Source organism: Enterococcus lemanii (assembly GCF_016909125.1).
GTDB classification, from domain to species: domain Bacteria; phylum Bacillota; class Bacilli; order Lactobacillales; family Enterococcaceae; genus Enterococcus_I; species Enterococcus_I lemanii.
Map to the genome: position 1 here is coordinate 30826 of NZ_JAFBFD010000005.1, position 16755 is coordinate 47580.

A 16755-nucleotide genomic window follows, 5' to 3' on the forward strand; every position below is an offset into this window, starting at 1 on the left:
TAGTATTATACAGATAAATTCACTTAGATGCAAGATTTTTCTATTAAAAAATAAACTTCAATAAAAGAATAATCACAAATAAATACCCAAAGATTGAATAAACCAAACTACTCGTTGCAAATTCTTCATCTGCACCATATGCTTTTGCTAAGATTGCCATGGAATTTTGGACAGGCATCGCTGATTGTAAAATAAACACATGGAGCATTAAACTAGGGACTGCAATCACCTTTGACAAAAGAATAACCACTAGCGGACTAATCAGATAACGCCCTAATAAAACGCCCAATACATCTTTATCTAACTTTAAGTTTTTAAAACCTGTTTGATAAATAATAATGCCAATAACAAATAGCGAAAGCGGGGTCGTCATTTGGCCCAGATAACGGGAAAAATCGCGCAATGGCGTCACAAGTGGGATCTCAAGCAACATCCAACATAAACCAATAAAAAAACCGAGTAAGGCTGGCGAAAATAATTTACGCAGCATAAATCGGAAACTAAAGGTTGTTTTTTTACCTGTTAACGTTAAATTGTCATTTTGAATCAAATAAATGCCCCATGTAAAAAAGAAGGTCGTATTACAAATATAATAAAGTAAAGCGTAAGGCACTGCTTTCTCACCAAAAACAGCAATATTAACAGGTAATCCCATAAAAATCGTATTTGAGGCCGTAAACATCACTCGAAAAACACCGGTACGACCAGCCGGAACCTTCGTCCATTTCGCATATAGTACACTAATAAAGTAAGTGAGCGCAATGGATATAGCGGGCAATAAGATTCCTTTAAACAAGGTCAAAAATTCCGCTTTTGTAAATTTTTCCGTCATATTTAAAAACATGCTTAACGGTAAAGTTAAATTTAATACCAATTTTGAAAAGGCATCTGCCACGTGATCGTCAAACCACTTCTTCCACGATAGTGCATAACCAACTAGCATAATCGCAAAAATTACCATAATATTTAAATATGCTTCTATCAAATAAATAAACACTCCTATCAACTTTTATTTTCTATCTTGTATTTTACCATGCTTTAAAGTTTATTGGCGCTTGTTTTCTCATTTTCTAATGAAGAAAGATTCTCTGAATGATTTTTCTAGGAATATACTTTATTTTTTGATATGATGAAGCAAAACCAACACAAGGAGGAATTCCGCTTGAAAAAAAGCGAACGTCACGCACTAATTGAAACTTTAATCCAAGAAAATGTTGTAAAAACACAAGAAGAATTACTCGCACTTTTAAAAGAGAAGGGCGTGAATGCGACACAAGCAACCATTTCTAGAGATATTCGTGAATTAAAACTTGTAAAAACAGCAGATCTCACTGGGCAAGTACGCTTTTTACAATTCCAAGAAGAAATCGAGGAATCAAACACCCAAACGACTCATCTGGAGCAACTCACACAAGACGTTGTGACAAAAGTTGATCGGGTACAATTTATGACGATTTTACATACCGTCGCAAACAATGCGCCGATTTTAGCTGCTGCGATTGATGAAATTACAATGAAGGAAAAAATTTGTACTTTAGCAGGTTTTGATATTGTTACGGTCATTTCCCCTGATGAAGCATCTGCGATTATTTTAGAAGATTTTTTCAAGAAAAACTTAGATTAAAAAAACGAGTGACTCCTATGAAGTCACCCGTTTTTTTGTGTTTCGAACAAAAAAATCTTAATAAGAAAAATCAATTAACATTTTTTCGTCTTTGTAAATCTTGCTTTTACGAATCTTGCGAAAATTGGTTGCATAACATAACGCTTCACGATAAGTTCTAAATCTTTTTTCCTTCGTTTCTTTCGTGGATGTGACAGCAATGACCGAATAATTCAATTCATTCAACTCCCTTTCCATTATGCTTGCGCAATTAAGCGACTTTTTTGACTCTGTACTTACACTATCGGCTGATTTCACTCATTGGTTAAGGCCTTGAGACCGATTCTGATTAAGATATAAATCCGCAAAAATAGGCCCACTTCCCACGGCAAAAAAATTGCAATGTGGGAAGCGAAACCTTATTTAGTCAGGTTCAATTATTTTTTACATTTTATCTGGTGCGTGTAATCCTAATAGACGCAAATCTTCTTTTAGTAAAACTGTTACGGCATAAACTAAAGCTAAACGCGCTTCTTTTTGTTCATCTTCAACTAAAATTTTAGTATTTGCATAATATTTATTAAAGGCCTGAGCTAATTTGATTGCGTGTTTTGCAATCACAGAAGGCTCATACTTATCGGCTGCTTGCAAAATGGTTTCAGGATAGCGTTGGATGTATTTCATTACTTCCCAACTACCTTCATCATTTAATGGATAAGCTTTGGTTTCGTCCGGCGTGAAATCGGCTTTACGCAAAATACTCATTGCGCGAGCATGTGCATATTGTACGTATGGACCAGTCTCTCCTTCAAACCTTACCACATCTTCTAAGGCAAAGTCAAAGTTGTTTAAGCGATCATTTTTCAAATCATGGAAAATAACTGCCCCCACACCAACTTGTTTGGCAACCTCTTCTTTGTTTTCGAGTGTTGGGTTCTTCTCACTAATTTGCTCTTTCGCTAAAGAGATTGCTTCATTTAGTACTTCTTCTAACAACACAATTTTCCCTTTACGTGTAGAGAGTTTTTTACCATCTTTCGTAATAAGACCAAATGGAATATGATGCATTTCATCTGCCCACGCAAAGTCCATTTCTTTCAAGACGGCTTTTAATTGCTTAAAGTGATAACTTTGTTCATTTCCAACTACATATAATGATTTTGCGAAATGATAGTTACGTTTACGGTAAAGTGCAGCTGCCATATCACGTGTAATATAAAGCGTTGCACCATCTGATTTTCGAATTAAAGCCGGATTTAAGTCATAAGCGGAAAGATCGACAATATCCGCCCCTTGATCTGAAGCCAGTAGATGCTTTTCTTCTAACAATTCGACAACCTCAGCCATTTTATCATTATAAAAAGCTTCACCATTTAATGAGTCAAAAGAAACTTCTAACATGTCATAAATCTTATTAAACTCTTTCATTGACTCATCGCGGAACCATTGCCATAACTGATTGGCTTCTTGGTTGCCATCTTCTAATTTCTTAAACCAAGCCCGTGCTTCATATTCTAAAGTCGCATCTTCTTCGGCTTTCTCATGAAAATCAACATAAAGACGCAATAATTCATTAATTGGGTGTGCTTTGACGGCTTCTTCACTGCCCCATTTTTTATAAGCAACAATTAGCTTCCCAAATTGTGTGCCCCAGTCCCCCAGATGGTTAATACGGATTGGTTGATAACCGATTTTTTCTAAAATAAAGCCAATTGAGTTTCCGATAACGGTTGAACGTAAATGGCCCATTGAAATTGGTTTGGCAATATTCGGTGAAGACATGTCAATTGGGACATTTTCACCCATCCCAATTGATTGATCACCAAAATGATTTTTTTCTTTTATTACTCGTGTTAAAACAGCTTCTGTGATTGCAGCTTTATTCATAAAGAAGTTTAAATAAGGCCCTACGACTTCAATCTTTTCAAAAGAAGTACCATCAATTTTTTCAGCCAATTCTTGTGCAATTTGTTGTGGAGCTTTTCGGTAAGCTTTTGCTAAACCGAACGCTGGAAAAGCAACATCTCCATGGTCAGCCGTTTTCGGGTTTTCTAAAAAATTTGCCACTTGTTCAAGCGTTAAATCTTCTTTTACAACCGCATAAATCGCTTTTGCTACGATTTCTTTATTATTCATTCTTTTTTCCTCCTAAATATCTATTCATTATGGTCAACACGCACTTGCTAATTTTCCTTATTTCTACACAAAAAAATCCCTAGTGTTCATCACACTAGAGACGAGACTACCCGCGGTACCACTCTAATTGTTCGTTTAACCGAACCCACTTTATCTAATAACGGTAGATGCCGTCTGCTAAGCAAATTTTCACAAGCGCGTTTCACTTTCTTTCTTTTCTTCGGCTCCCACCTTCCCGAATTCGCTTAAAAAAATTGAAAGTTACTTTTCTTGATCATCAAATCAATCATTCAATTGTTAAATCATAGCGATTATAACAAAAACTCTGCCGTTTTGCTAGCTATTTCATTCATCTTTTTTATTTGGAAAAACCAAACTTGGATTTGCGTTTAAGTCCATACACGCTAGTTGTCCTTGCGACAAAGTAACGTGGGCTGCTGCGCCAATCATTGCTGCATTATCACCACATAAACGTAACGGTGGGAAAATGACTTTAACTTGTGGCAGGTGAGTTTCAACAGCCACCGTTAATTTTTCTCTTAATCCTTGGTTTGCTGCAACGCCACCAGCGACAACGAGTTGCTTTACAGGATATTGCTCACAAGCGCGGACGGTTTTTGCCACTAAGACGTCAATCACACTCGCTTGAAAACTAGCTGCCAAATCAACTAAAACCAACTCTTCGCCTTTTTGTTTCGCATTATGAACTAAATTAATAAACGCACTTTTCAAACCACTAAAACTAAAGTCAAAGTTATCTTCATGCAACATCGCACGTGGAAACTGATAAGTGTCTTGTCCTTGATGGGCTAGTTGATCAATTTCTTTCCCGCTCGGGTAAGCCAAACCAAGTACACGTCCAACTTTATCATAAGCCTCACCGGCCGCATCATCACGCGTTTCGCCAATAATTTCAAACGATCCATCTTCGGCCATATAAACAAGTTCGGTATGCCCACCACTAACTAAAAGAGCCATTAAAGGAAAAGCTAGCTCCTCGACTAAACGGGCAGCATAAATATGTCCGGCCATATGATTGACTGGAATTAAAGGTAATTGATGCGCCCAAGCAAAAGCCTTTGCTGCTGAAATTCCAATTAATAAAGAACCAACTAAACCCGGTCCTTGCGTTACTGCTACTGCGGTTAAGTCTTCTACCGTAACATTGGCTTCTTCTAGCGCTTCTTCGATACACAAAGTAATTTGTTCCACATGATGACGACTCGCTACTTCAGGCACAACACCACCAAATCTTTGATGGCTTTTGATTTGTGAAGCGACAATATTACTTAAGATTTCTACGCCATTTTCAATTACTGCAACACTCGTTTCATCGCAGCTACTTTCAATTGCTAATATTAATTCTCTCATTCTTTGTTCCTTCTCATCTTTTTTTCACCATTAAAATTGCCTTTTCAACTGGATTTTGATAATAATTTTCACGTTCTCCAATGACTTCAAAACCACTTTTTTCATATAAATGGCGCGCTACTTTATTTGACTGACGAACTTCTAAAAAAATTTGACGGATTTCTGCTTTTTTCGCCTGCTGATTTAACTGCCCCAAAAGCGCATAACCGATTTTCCCCCCTTGATAAGCAGGTAATACGACAACATGCATAACTTCAATTTCATCAAAAATTTGATGAAAAGCAATGAATCCAATGATTTTCGTTTCTTCTAACCAGATTAAATACTGGCTATACGGATTAACCAGATCCTCTTGGAATTGCTTTTGATTCCATGGTGAACCGTGTAAGTAACTTTTTTCGGCAACTTCATATAGTTTTTCAGCTAAATCAAGTGGTTCATAATTTTCTTTTGTGATAATCATAAATATTTCACCATATCAATTGCATCTTCATTTTCTTCTGTATAATAATTTTTAATTACTTTGCGTGAAACAAAGTCCAATCGACGATAAAAACGTTGCGCATCTTTATTGCCTATCCGTACTTCAAGTGACATCGTTTGGCAACGATTTTTATAAGCAAATTTTTCTGCTTCTGCCATTAAAATTGCTCCTAACCCAAAATTTTGCCATGCAGGAATGAGTGCGATATTCGTAATATGCGCATCCCCTCGAAAAACACGGACCCCCATAAACCCAATCATTTCCCCTTCATGAATCACCGCTAAATATAAGTGAGGATAGCGAGAATAAATTTCTGCCAAAAAAGCACTTTTAGTCCACGGTGTTTCCCCAGCATAAGTCAAACGTTCAACATCTAATAAAGCTTTCATATCAGAAAATTCAATTTGACGAATGACAAAAAGTTGGTTTTTTAAAGTAACATTTTGGGGTTTATATTTTATTTTTCGATTTTTTAAAAAAGTATACTGAAAAGGATTAAATTTTTTCCACATAACTTTCAGCTCCTGCTTCATGCGTAGCCAGCCAATTTTCTTCTGCTTCAACTAATTTTAAATAATCCGGTAAAAAAGCATGGATATCTTTTTCTGGTTGGGCAAGCGCTCCTAATTGAGCTAAAGTAATGCCATTCGGGTATTGCCAAGCTGGTATTGTATTGATTTGTGCTTTGGGTAATTTTTTCTGGATTTCTGCTTGAAAGTCAGCCACATCAACACCGACAAAATAGACCGATTGATCTTGGAGTTTTTCACACAATTGTTCAAATGAAAGATGTTGATCGGCGACAATTGTTTGTAATTGACCATCTAGCCATTGGTACACCCCTGCATAGACATTTTGGCGACGAGCATTAAATATAGGGACAATCCAACCAGTCACACCAACACAATTAGCTGCTAGTGTTTTTAAGCTTGAAACACCAACGAGTTCGATTTTTAAAGTATCAGCTAATGTTTTCGCCGTTGTAACGCCAATTCTTAAACCGGTATAAGAGCCTGGTCCTTGTGCCACGACAATTCGGTCAAAGTCACTTGGCTTGATGCTAATTTTTTGAGTTAAATCTTCTAAAGCTGGCATTAATGTCGTGCTATGATTTTTATTTAAAGTTGTTTGAAGCTGACCTAAAATCTTGTGATCTTCCATTATCCCAATTGCTAATGTCTGATTGGAAGTATCCAGAGCTAAAATCTTCATCTTTTTCCCTACCTTTTAGATATTCCTATTCAGTTTATCATAAAACATGGATTAGATACAATTGAGATTTCCCTAAACAAACAGAAAAGAGCAGCCTTTAGAAAAATAAAAGGCTACTCTTTCGTTTATTCAATTCCTAAAGGTAAATCATAAGAACCACCTTGATTGTGAAGCTGCTTCAATGCTTTTTTGACAAAGTTTGCTCCCTCGACCTTTTCATTCACACTTGGACTGATATAAAGTTCATATGCCCCTTTGGCTACCTCATTACGAAATTCAGCAATCGTCGTAAATTCTTTTTCAAATCGATTATAAACAGAGCCAAACTGTAAAAATTGATGGGTATCACTTCCCGCTAAGACCGGCTTCCCATATTTTTTTGCTATATCTATAATTTTTGGATAGTTTTCTTTTCCAACAACCGCCATGTCTTTGCCGTTTAAATCAAAGAAATCATATTGTTGAATGAGTGTCTCAGGTAGTAATAAATTGTGAACTCCTTGCCGGTAAACATGTGCTGCACCAAAAAGAACATCATACTTTTTAATCAGAGGAAAAAGTTCTGCCGCCGGTAAAAATTCCTCTACAGAAGAAAGACGCAAAATTTCTTCTCTTAAAGCTAGAATTGTTTCATAGCGACCGATAACTAAATTATGCCCGCCTTCTTGCATGTCGATTTCAAGGCCAGGAAAAACACGCACTCCTTCAACTAGAAAGGCATCCCCTTGTCTTGGATAATTTTGATTAATAAATTGATAGATATGATCAAATTCCTGCGTATTAAAATGCTCCGTCAAACATAGTGCTTCTACACCACGTTTTTTAGCTTCTTTATAAAGTGTTTGAGTATATTTTTTTGAAAAAGGTAAATATTTCGCTAATTTACCATGTGTATGCGTGTCAAGAATCAAGTGAAAAACTCCTTTTTATCATAATTGATTGGATAAAATAAATAAAACAACAAAATAACAACAGGAACCTAGTAAAAAGTAACCATCTCGGCTTTTGAAGGAAAGATGATTTAATTTCATCTGTCGAACAGCTTTATTTTCTAAAGCGCGATGAAATCCTTTTATCTCTAACACTTCAACCGTCGTTCGACTTCTTTTCGCCATATTTAACATTAAAGGATAAAAAGCTTGTATCATAATTTTTAATTGATAAAAAATACGTTGGCTTTTCCCTTTCAAGCCGGTTCCATTCGGTCGAATACCTCGAATTTTATAAGATAATAAAATCATCTGATACTCTTCCATTAAAATTGGTAAAATGCGATAGGAAAAAGAAAAGCCAAAAGAAAATTTTTCTGGTAAGCCAATAGCCATTAAGCCACTAGCTAATTTATCTGGGTCCATCCCGGCAAATGCGCAAATAGCTGCAAGTGAAACAACCGCTATTTTTAAAGTTAATCGGAGTAAAGGAAAGATACTTTCCCAACCACCTCCAAAAAACAAAGTAAATACAAATAAAAAACCCGTTTGAGAAAATATACCTAAACAAAAAATAAATAACACCAAAGGCACTGTATCAGCTATTTTCGTTAAAACTGCCACAAATAAAAACAATCCAAACAAAACAACCATATCGGAAACAAACCACGGAAGCAAGCCAAAAATAATATACCAAACAAACATTGTTCGCGGATCTAAACGTGCAATAAAATTCCCATTACGTCCATAAGCATTTTTTAAAACTTGGCTCTTAATAAAATCCATGTTTATTTTTTCAATAAAACGACTATTTTCCAATTTTCACTTTACCTCCTCTAAGCAATCCATCCATTGAGGAATTGAAAAAATCGCATCTGATCCTAATTTTCGACTTAAAGCAACTAATTCAGGTATTTGAATTCCTGCTTGCTTTAGTAGTATTGGATTATTAAATACTTCTTCTCGCGTACCATCCCCAACAATTTGTCCGTTGTTCATTACGATAATTCGTTCCGCCCATTCACAAACTAGCTGCATGTCGTGGGTTGCAATAACAATCGTCTCAATTGCAGTTGTCAAAGATTTTAACGTTTGTGTAATTTTTTTTCGAGTCGCTAAATCTAAACTTGCCGTTGGTTCATCTAACAATAAACATGTTGGTTCCAATGAAATACCAATTGCAAGTGACGCACGCCGCATCTGCCCACCACTAAGCAAACGACCATCGCGATTTCTAATTTCAATCAAATCAAATTGCTCTAATAAGCGTTGGGTTCTTTTCTTATAATCTTTCACACCACGTGCTTTTAAAGAAAAGGCAATGTCTTTTTCAATGGAATCTTCAATAAACATGTTTTCTGCATTTTGATACACATAGCCAATTCGTTCAGCAATTTCTTCTGTTTTCATTTGTAAACCATCTAACTGATCCAGTATCATTTGTCCTTGTGTCGGTTTGATTAAACCAACGCACAACTTCATTAAACTAGATTTTCCAGCACCATTATTGCCAATAATCGCTATTTTTTCACCTTGACGAATCGTTAAATCTAACTGATCGATTACTTTTTTTGGTTGCTCATTAATTCGTGGATATGTGATTGTCATTTTTTTAAACTCAATAAAAGGCATTCGTCGTTTGGATTGGTCTAAAGGAGCTTTTGAAGGACTGCTCGAGTACAATGAAACGCCCGACATAAAATCAAGTGCTTCCGTTTGATTAATTGGTAATAGTCGCGACTTTTGATGCCCTTTTTTAATCATTTCATGAGCTAGTAGGGTCACTTGCGGCGGATAAACACCTGCATTTATCAATTCTTCAACCTTTTGCAAAGCCATTTTCGTCGGTAAAAACCAAGAAATTTGTTTTTCTTTCATCAATAAAACAGAGTCACAATAACGACCAATAAATTCAGAATTGTGTTCAATCACCAAAATTGTTTTGCCTAATTTTTGATTTAGATAAGCAAGATTTTCGTATATTTTATTGGCATGAAATGGATCTAATTGAGCAACAGGTTCATCTAGAACAATGATTTCTGGTGCCATCACCAAAACGCCTGCTAAGGCTAATAAATGCTTTTGTCCACCGGATAATTGCCAAACATATTCATCTGCCAAGTGTGCTAAATCTAATGTCGCTAGAACTTCTAACGTCATTGCTTCGTAGTTTTTTTCGCCTTCATTTAATAATCCATAAGAGGCGTCATCTAGGACTTTTGGTCGAATGATTTGATTTTCAAAATCTTGATAGACATACCCGATTTTTTTAGCGATGGTAGCCGGGCTCTTTTGACGAATTTCTTCCCCTTCTAAAAAAATCGCTCCTGTTAAATCCCCATCAATAAAATGAGGGATGATTCCATTTAACAACTTACAAAAAGTTGACTTTCCAGCACCGTTATCGCCCACAATTGCTACAAAAGAACCTTTCGGGATAGATACTGTCAAATCATTCAAGGCTTTATTGGGGGCATCAGCATAAGTAAAACTAACATTTTTTAACTTTATCATCAGGCTTCCTCTTCACGAAGTTTATTATTTTCTTTTAATTTAACGACTAAAAATAAGACAATCGCAAGGGCAACCAATATTCCTACCGCATAAGCTAAAATACTTTCAGCCCACGACGCCTCAAAGCTAATGAGCTCAACACCGACCGTCGAAGCTAACTCCATCGTGGTCGCAATGGCCATCAAAAGAGCACTCAAAATCAAAAACTTACCTGTCATCACTTCTTTTATCGTTGGGCGTAGTTGTGGCGTACGTTTACGAACACCTAATAAAGGTTCAATTTTACCGTATAAACGCGGCACTAGATACAAAGTTGGTAATACACAAAATAAAATACCTGAAAATAAAATATCATTTAATGCACTAAATAACTCAACAAAAACAACTGATTGCGGTAGACCAGTAACTACCTCAAAATCTTCAACTGCTAAAACGACTTTTAAAATATCAACGACTGCCCCTAAAATTTGATGAATAGCAATCCCTGTGATCGATGCAACAGCTACTTGTCGCTTATTTAAAGGATTCTTCACTAACATCCCAGCCACATAAATTCCTAAAGAAAACAAAATGAACTTTTCTACTTCACTAAGTCCACTAAATTGCCCTAACATAATTTCGCTAAAAACAACCTCCCCTGTTGCGGCACCGATAGCGGCAGAAAATGGATCAAATAAAATCGCTAAAGTTAACGGAATAAACGCAAAATATTCCACCGAAAATTCAATTACGCCTAAATGGATCGAGGGGATCAATTCTGTAAAGAGTGTTGCAAGTCCATACAAAGACATTGATAAGACAAAAACCATCATTTTTTTTGACTGACTCAGTTGATAAACTTCTTTTGATTCAAACATTCTTAATTCCTCCTTTTTAATAAACTCATCATATAAAACGATTGTTAATGTCCCACGTATTTTAAGTAAATTACCCGTAAACATTTTTATGATAGTTGTTAAGAATTCGATTTTATTAACTTTAATGGATCCATTCGTACTATATCACGCTAAAAAAACTGCCTCTCCCGTAGGATAGACAGTTTTTATCGCTATTTTTTAATTTTAGTTGAGTCACGTAGGACAAGCTCCGTGCCTACTGTAATTTTCCGTGAAACGGGTGCTTCTTCTTGCATTAATTCAAGTAGCGTCGTCACCGCTAACTCCCCCATCCATTCCGTATAAACCCGAATGGTTGACAAAGCTGGGGAAACATATTTTGCAACGGACACATCGTTAAACCCAATAATCGAGATGTCTTCTGGAATTTTCAACCCGTGTGCTTGAATGGCGCGCATCGCTCCAATGGCTAACGCATCACTTGAAGCAAAAAAAGCACTTGGATAAGTTTCTGTTGTTGCCAAATAATTTTCCATTGCAGCAAATCCGGCTTCAATCGTGAAATCGGCCGCTAAATGATAACTTTCCTGATACATTTTCAAACGTTGAAGTGATTCACGAAAAACAAGCCAGCGCGTATCGGTAATTTCGTGACCGCTTTCTTTGGTAAACTCCAAGCCTGAAAGTATTCCTATTTCTGTGTGACTTTCTTTGATAAAATGATCAATCACAAGTTGAACACCTTGCGCAAAATCAACAACTAATGAATTATGCCCCAGTGACATCGCGTCAAAATCAACAAACAACAATTCACCACTTAGATTTTCTAAACGTTTTACTTGTTTTTGATCAAATTTCCCTAACGCAATTGTGCCTTGTGTTTGAGTATCAGATAACTCACTCATCGCTTCTTTAATGACACGCACATTTAACTCTTCCGCTTTTTTTTCAATTCCCAAACGAATGGCTAAATAATACAAATCCGCGAGTTCTTCTTCGCTATCGTACCACTGCACTAAACGCAAAGTAACCAATTCTCGCTTTTTGTTTTTATGTTTAGTGTAATTTAAAGCTTCCGCAATTTCAAAAACCTTTTGCTCTGTTTCTTTACTAACGGACAATTCCGGATCGTAATTCAAAACTCTTGAGACGGTTGCAGGAGAAACACCTGCTTTTTTTGCAATATCTTTAATCGTAGCCATTCGTTTCTCCTTTCTTATTTATAGACTTGCTACAAAAGCATGAAACGCTGCTTGACCTGCTTGATTGCGTTTAAAGACACCGGCATCTTCTAAGACACGTGCAAAAATCAAGCCCACTTCTTCTTGAACAATTTTTTTGACATTTTCTTTGGTGAATGCGTATTTCTCTTGCATTGTTTGTGCCCAAGGTAAATGATAATTCGCCATCGCATTCGTTTCATCTAGAAGATATTTTTCCACTTCAACTAATTCTTTTGCTAGGCGAGGAGGCAAGACAGCTAAGCCCATCACTTCAATTAAGCCGATGTTCTCTTTTTTAATGTGTTGCACGTCTTGATGTGGATGGAAAATGCCATCTGGATGTTCTTCTGAGACATTATTATCACGCAATACTAAATCCATTTCAAACAACTCGCCACGACGACGAGCAATTGGCGTGATCGTATGATGCGGTGTGCCATCTTCACTATAAGCTTGAATCGAAAGCTCTGGCACCGAATAGTTTTGCCATTTTGCTAAAATCATTTCAGCTGCATCGACTAATGCTTTTTGATTGATGCTTTGCAAACGAATGACCGACATTGGCCAATTCACAATCCCTGCTTGTACACTTGAAAACCCAGGAATATTAAAAGAATGTTCAATTGGAGCTTTGGCCATTGCAAAATCATAGCGCCCCCCTTGATAATGATCATGCGATAAAATCGAGCCACCAACAATTGGCAAATCAGCATTAGAACCCACAAAATAATGTGGTAAGACTTCAACGATTTTAATTAAGCGTTCAAATGTCGCTCGATTGATCTTCATCGGACGATGCTCTTCCGATAAGATAATACAATGCTCGTTGTAATAAGCATAAGGTGAATATTGAAATCCCCAAGCTTGGCCATCTAAATTCATGCGAATAATCCGATGATTCGTCCGCGCAGGATAATTCATGCGCCCTTGATAACCTTCATTTTCCATACAAAGCATACATTTAGGATAATTCACACTTGCGAGATTCTTTTGGGCCGCAATTTCTTTCGGATCTTTTTCTGGTTTTGATAAATTAATCGTAATATCTAACGCGCCATATTGTGTTTCAATTGGAAAAACAATATTTTTAGCAATTGCACGTGTTTTGATATAGTCATTTCTTTGACACAATTCAAAAAAGTAATCCGTTGCTTGTTGCGGGCTTTTTTCATAGTGCTGGGCAAAAAAGGCATTCACAACAGAAGGAGGAGGCGTTAAGAAATCCATCAGTTCTGCTTCTAAAATTTCGATTTCGGCTTGCGTATCGCCAATCACTTGGTTTTCTTGTGCTCTGATAATTAATTGATCCATTAAATTAATTGGTAAAGTCGTTAAAGGTAAAACAGATACTTCCTCAGCTAAAGAGTCTTCACCAATTATAGCTAAAATACGATTTTGAACATATAAACGGTCCATTTCCATCCAACCACCAGCTTGAATCGCTGCTGTGGTAAAGTCTACAATCACTTGACTTATTGTCATTTTAACAACCCCTAATCTGCATAACCACTTGGATGGCTGACATGCCAATTCCAAGCTGTTTCAATAATTTTTTTCACATCCGTGTAGACCGGTTGCCACCCTAAAATTTCTTTCGCTTTTTGACTTGAAGCGACTAAAGAACCCGGATCACCCGCTCTTCTTGGTGCTATCATTGCCGGAATTTCTTTGCCTGTAACGTCACGAGCTGCTTCTAGCATTTCTTTCACTGAATAACCATTGTTTGACCCTAAATTAAAGACATCACTTTTATTTCCAGCTTTTAAATACTCAAGCGCTAGAATGTGAGCCGCAATTAAATCTTCAACATGCACATAGTCACGAATACAAGTGCCATCTGGTGTGTCGTAGTCATCACCAAAAATTGAGAGCGCCTCTCTTTGCCCTAGAGCAACTTGTAAAATAATTGGAACAAGATGGGTTTCTGGCGTGTGGTCTTCCCCGATTGAGGCATCACTTTTAGCACCGGCAACATTGAAGTAACGCAAAGCCACAAACTTCATACCATAAGCTTCGTCACACCACTTCATCATTTTCTCCATCATTAATTTACTTTCACCGTAAGGATTCTTTGGATTCGTTGGTGTTGTTTCGACAATCGGATTTTCTTTAGGCTCACCATATGTCGCTGCTGTCGAAGAAAAAACGATATGTTTCACGTCATATTCTTGCATAACTTCCAATAAAATTTGCATCCCATAAACATTATTATTAAAATATTTTAACGGTTTTTCAACAGATTCACCAACTAAAGAGCTCGCAGCAAAGTGCATGACCCCTTCAATTTTTTCTTGTTTAAAGACTTCTTGAACAAACGATTTATCCCGTACATCCCCTTCATAAAATGTTGCTTGTGGATGTACCGCTTGACGGTGTCCGGTCAATAAATTATCAATGACAACTACTTTATACCCTTTTGTTATTAACTGGTCTACCGCATGTGAACCAATATAACCAGCTCCACCTAGTACTAAAATTGACATGAAACCACTCCTTTGATCGTTTTTAAGCTAATTTGCGTGCCCCATCATCAATACTCGCTTGATAAATGTCAGTCGCATAACCAATTTTCTCTAAGTATTGTTTAGAAACATTTGCGACAAAATCTTCCCAATCACTTGCTTTGACCAGTGCAATCGCACATCCACCAAAACCAGCTCCCGTCATACGGGCCCCTAGTACACTTGGATGAGCTTGAGCGGCTGCGACAAGTGTATCTAATTCAATCCCTGTTACTTCATAATCCTCTTTTAAAGAAGCGTGAGAAGCGTTTAACAATTGACCAAATGCGACTAAATCGCCGGCTTGCAAGGCTTCTTTTGCTTTTAGTGTTCGTTGATTTTCCGTTACCGCATGTTTTGCCCGTTTCACTAAAGTTTCATCAGCAATTAAATTGGTATGTGCAAAAAATGTTGCTTCATCGAGTTGACCGAGCGTTTGAATGGCTAATTCACTTTGCAAACGACGAAGTGCTTCTTCACATTCACTGCGACGCTCATTGTATTTAGAATCAGCTAACTCCCGACGTTTATTTGTATTCATGATTGCAACCACGTACTCCCCAAATTCAGCAGGCACCACCTCATATTCAAGTGTATTCGTATCCAAAAGTAGGGCATGGTCTTTTTGGCCCATTCCAATCGCAAATTGATCCATGATACCTGAATTTACCCCAATAAATTCATTTTCAACTTTTTTACCTGTTTTAACTAAGTCTAACATTGCAACCTCTAAGTCATATAAATCACGTAGAATAACACCTGTTAAAAGTTCAATCGAAGCCGACGAAGAAAGACCTGCTCCATTTGGAATGTTGCCATAATAAACAACTTCAAATCCTTGCTCAATAGGGTAACCGGCTTCTTTTAAGAAACGCACCATGCCTTTAGGATAGTTCGTCCAGTCATGTGCTTTATCATAATCTAAATTGCTTAAGTCAAATTCAATAATCCCTTTTTCAGGAAAATTTTCAGAATACAAACGAACTTTTTGATCTTCCCGTTTTTTAGCTAAGCCATAAGTTCCAATTGTAATGCTCGCAGGAAAAACATAGCCCCCATTATAATCTGTATGTTCTCCAATTAAATTAATTCTTCCTGGTGCAAAATACTCACCTGTTGCTTCCTCACCAAATTTTTCTACAAAAATACGTTTTAAGTCTTTTTCCATCTCCGTCACTCCTTTTATTTTCGTTAGTAAATATATTGTAAAACATTTAGTAAAATATTTCAATAGTTTTTATTTAATCGTTTTCGTGGTTTTCTCTTTTCAAATAGCAACAATTGCTTCATAATAAGAATAGATAACTAAAGTGAGGTGAAAGAACAATGAAAAAATTCGTATCTGGTTTCGTCGTTGGTTCTTTAATTACAACTGCAACAACCGTTTGTTTATTAGCGACAATTAAAAAAACGGTGATTGATCCGTTGGATGAAAAAGACGCCATGTTTGAAGAAAGTCGTAAAAAAGCAAATCGTAAAAGTTTTGCCCGCTAGTAAGCCAAAAAAACCTTTGAAGAATGACGCATTCTCCAAAGGTTTTTTTATCATCTTATTTTGCTTTTGTTTTACCAGTCCAATCCTGGTAACCACCTTTTAAAACATAGATATCCGTAAAACCATTTTTCTTTAATTTTGACGCCGCACGCACACTTAATGTTTTCGTTTGGTCATACAAATAAATCGGTTGATCTTTACGCAAACCATTCATCGATTGTGCAAAAACTGTAAAAGGAATATTGCGTGCGCCTAAAATATGGCCCGCATTAAAATCATCCTTTTCGCGTACATCAATAACTTGAGCTTTACGCATGCCTTCTTTGAACTCTTCTTCGGTTAGAACTTTAGCAGAACGCTTGCCCATGATGTAATAAAACAACCAGTTCAAACCAATCAATAACAATACTGAAGCTAAAAATAAATTTAACCATAAAAGAAATTTACCCATT

Annotated in this window: 18 protein-coding genes and 1 other annotated feature; of the genes, 2 read left to right on the forward strand and 16 right to left on the reverse strand. The window is 36.6% G+C overall.

The annotated features are described in order from the left end of the window. Positions 1-43: 43 nt before the first annotated feature. A complete protein-coding gene (locus JOD14_RS02360; RefSeq protein ID WP_204653092.1) occupies positions 44-985 on the reverse strand; it encodes an AEC family transporter in 942 nt (313 codons plus the stop codon). A gap of 177 nt (positions 986-1162) precedes the next feature. Between JOD14_RS02360 and JOD14_RS02365 the strand changes: the two genes are divergently transcribed. Beyond that, on the forward strand, positions 1163-1624 hold the full coding sequence (locus tag JOD14_RS02365) for an arginine repressor (protein WP_204653093.1): 462 nt from the start codon (positions 1163-1165) through the stop codon (positions 1622-1624). Between the two features lie 57 nt (positions 1625-1681). On the opposite strand, the gene JOD14_RS02370 is transcribed toward JOD14_RS02365, so the two are convergent. The 14 genes from JOD14_RS02370 to JOD14_RS02435 all read right to left on the reverse strand — a co-directional run bounded on the left by JOD14_RS02370 (position 1682) and on the right by JOD14_RS02435 (position 15977). Continuing rightward, positions 1682-1840, reverse strand: a complete 159-nt coding sequence (locus tag JOD14_RS02370; RefSeq protein ID WP_204653094.1) for a hypothetical protein — start codon at positions 1838-1840, stop codon at positions 1682-1684. Positions 1841-2047: 207 nt separating this feature from the next. After that, positions 2048-3739, reverse strand: coding sequence for an arginine--tRNA ligase (gene argS / locus JOD14_RS02375; RefSeq protein WP_204653095.1), 1692 nt, complete (start codon positions 3737-3739; stop codon positions 2048-2050). Positions 3740-3832: 93 nt separating this feature from the next. Further along, positions 3833-4026: a binding site (T-box leader), on the reverse strand. Between the two features lie 58 nt (positions 4027-4084). Continuing rightward, positions 4085-5110, reverse strand: coding sequence for a tRNA (adenosine(37)-N6)-threonylcarbamoyltransferase complex transferase subunit TsaD (tsaD, locus tag JOD14_RS02380; protein WP_204653096.1), 1026 nt, complete (start codon positions 5108-5110; stop codon positions 4085-4087). Between the two features lie 13 nt (positions 5111-5123). Continuing rightward, positions 5124-5573, reverse strand: a complete 450-nt coding sequence (gene rimI / locus JOD14_RS02385; RefSeq protein ID WP_204653097.1) for a ribosomal protein S18-alanine N-acetyltransferase — start codon at positions 5571-5573, stop codon at positions 5124-5126. Continuing rightward, positions 5570-6106: a ribosomal protein S18-alanine N-acetyltransferase gene (gene rimI, locus JOD14_RS02390; RefSeq protein ID WP_204653098.1), complete on the reverse strand. Its 537-nt coding sequence runs from the start codon at positions 6104-6106 to the stop codon at positions 5570-5572. The genes rimI (JOD14_RS02385) and rimI (JOD14_RS02390) overlap by 4 nt, the downstream gene beginning before the upstream one ends. Next, positions 6090-6806 carry a tRNA (adenosine(37)-N6)-threonylcarbamoyltransferase complex dimerization subunit type 1 TsaB gene (gene tsaB, locus JOD14_RS02395; RefSeq protein ID WP_204653099.1) on the reverse strand — a complete coding sequence of 239 codons (717 nt, stop codon included), beginning with the start codon at positions 6804-6806 and terminating at the stop codon, positions 6090-6092. Before tsaB ends, rimI (JOD14_RS02390) begins: the two co-directional genes overlap by 17 nt. A gap of 125 nt (positions 6807-6931) precedes the next feature. After that, positions 6932-7717: a PHP domain-containing protein gene (locus JOD14_RS02400; RefSeq protein ID WP_204653100.1), complete on the reverse strand. Its 786-nt coding sequence runs from the start codon at positions 7715-7717 to the stop codon at positions 6932-6934. A gap of 18 nt (positions 7718-7735) precedes the next feature. Continuing rightward, positions 7736-8554, reverse strand: coding sequence for an energy-coupling factor transporter transmembrane component T family protein (locus JOD14_RS02405; protein ID WP_204653101.1), 819 nt, complete (start codon positions 8552-8554; stop codon positions 7736-7738). 3 nt (positions 8555-8557) lie between these two features. Continuing rightward, on the reverse strand, positions 8558-10249 hold the full coding sequence (locus JOD14_RS02410; protein ID WP_204653102.1) for an ABC transporter ATP-binding protein: 1692 nt from the start codon (positions 10247-10249) through the stop codon (positions 8558-8560). After that, positions 10249-11106 (reverse strand): DUF8171 family membrane protein, encoded by an 858-nt coding sequence (locus tag JOD14_RS02415; protein WP_204653103.1) that lies wholly within the window; start codon positions 11104-11106, stop codon positions 10249-10251. Before JOD14_RS02415 ends, JOD14_RS02410 begins: the two co-directional genes overlap by 1 nt. 191 nt (positions 11107-11297) lie before the next feature. Further along, positions 11298-12287, reverse strand: coding sequence for a LacI family DNA-binding transcriptional regulator (locus JOD14_RS02420; protein WP_204653104.1), 990 nt, complete (start codon positions 12285-12287; stop codon positions 11298-11300). Positions 12288-12305: 18 nt separating this feature from the next. Beyond that, positions 12306-13790 carry a UDP-glucose--hexose-1-phosphate uridylyltransferase gene (galT, locus tag JOD14_RS02425; RefSeq protein WP_204653105.1) on the reverse strand — a complete coding sequence of 495 codons (1485 nt, stop codon included), beginning with the start codon at positions 13788-13790 and terminating at the stop codon, positions 12306-12308. 11 nt (positions 13791-13801) lie between these two features. Further along, the gene (galE, locus tag JOD14_RS02430; RefSeq protein ID WP_204653106.1) at positions 13802-14791 is read right to left on the reverse strand and encodes a UDP-glucose 4-epimerase GalE; all 990 of its coding nucleotides are present in this window, start codon (positions 14789-14791) and stop codon (positions 13802-13804) included. Between the two features lie 22 nt (positions 14792-14813). After that, a complete protein-coding gene (locus tag JOD14_RS02435) occupies positions 14814-15977 on the reverse strand; it encodes a galactokinase (RefSeq protein WP_204653107.1) in 1164 nt (387 codons plus the stop codon). A 158-nt stretch (positions 15978-16135) separates the two neighbouring features. Between JOD14_RS02435 and JOD14_RS02440 the strand changes: the two genes are divergently transcribed. Beyond that, the gene (locus JOD14_RS02440) at positions 16136-16303 is read left to right on the forward strand and encodes a DUF3042 family protein (protein WP_204653108.1); all 168 of its coding nucleotides are present in this window, start codon (positions 16136-16138) and stop codon (positions 16301-16303) included. Between the two features lie 55 nt (positions 16304-16358). On the opposite strand, the gene JOD14_RS02445 is transcribed toward JOD14_RS02440, so the two are convergent. Beyond that, positions 16359-16754, reverse strand: a complete 396-nt coding sequence (locus JOD14_RS02445; RefSeq protein WP_204653109.1) for a rhodanese-like domain-containing protein — start codon at positions 16752-16754, stop codon at positions 16359-16361. Position 16755 lies beyond the last annotated feature (1 nt).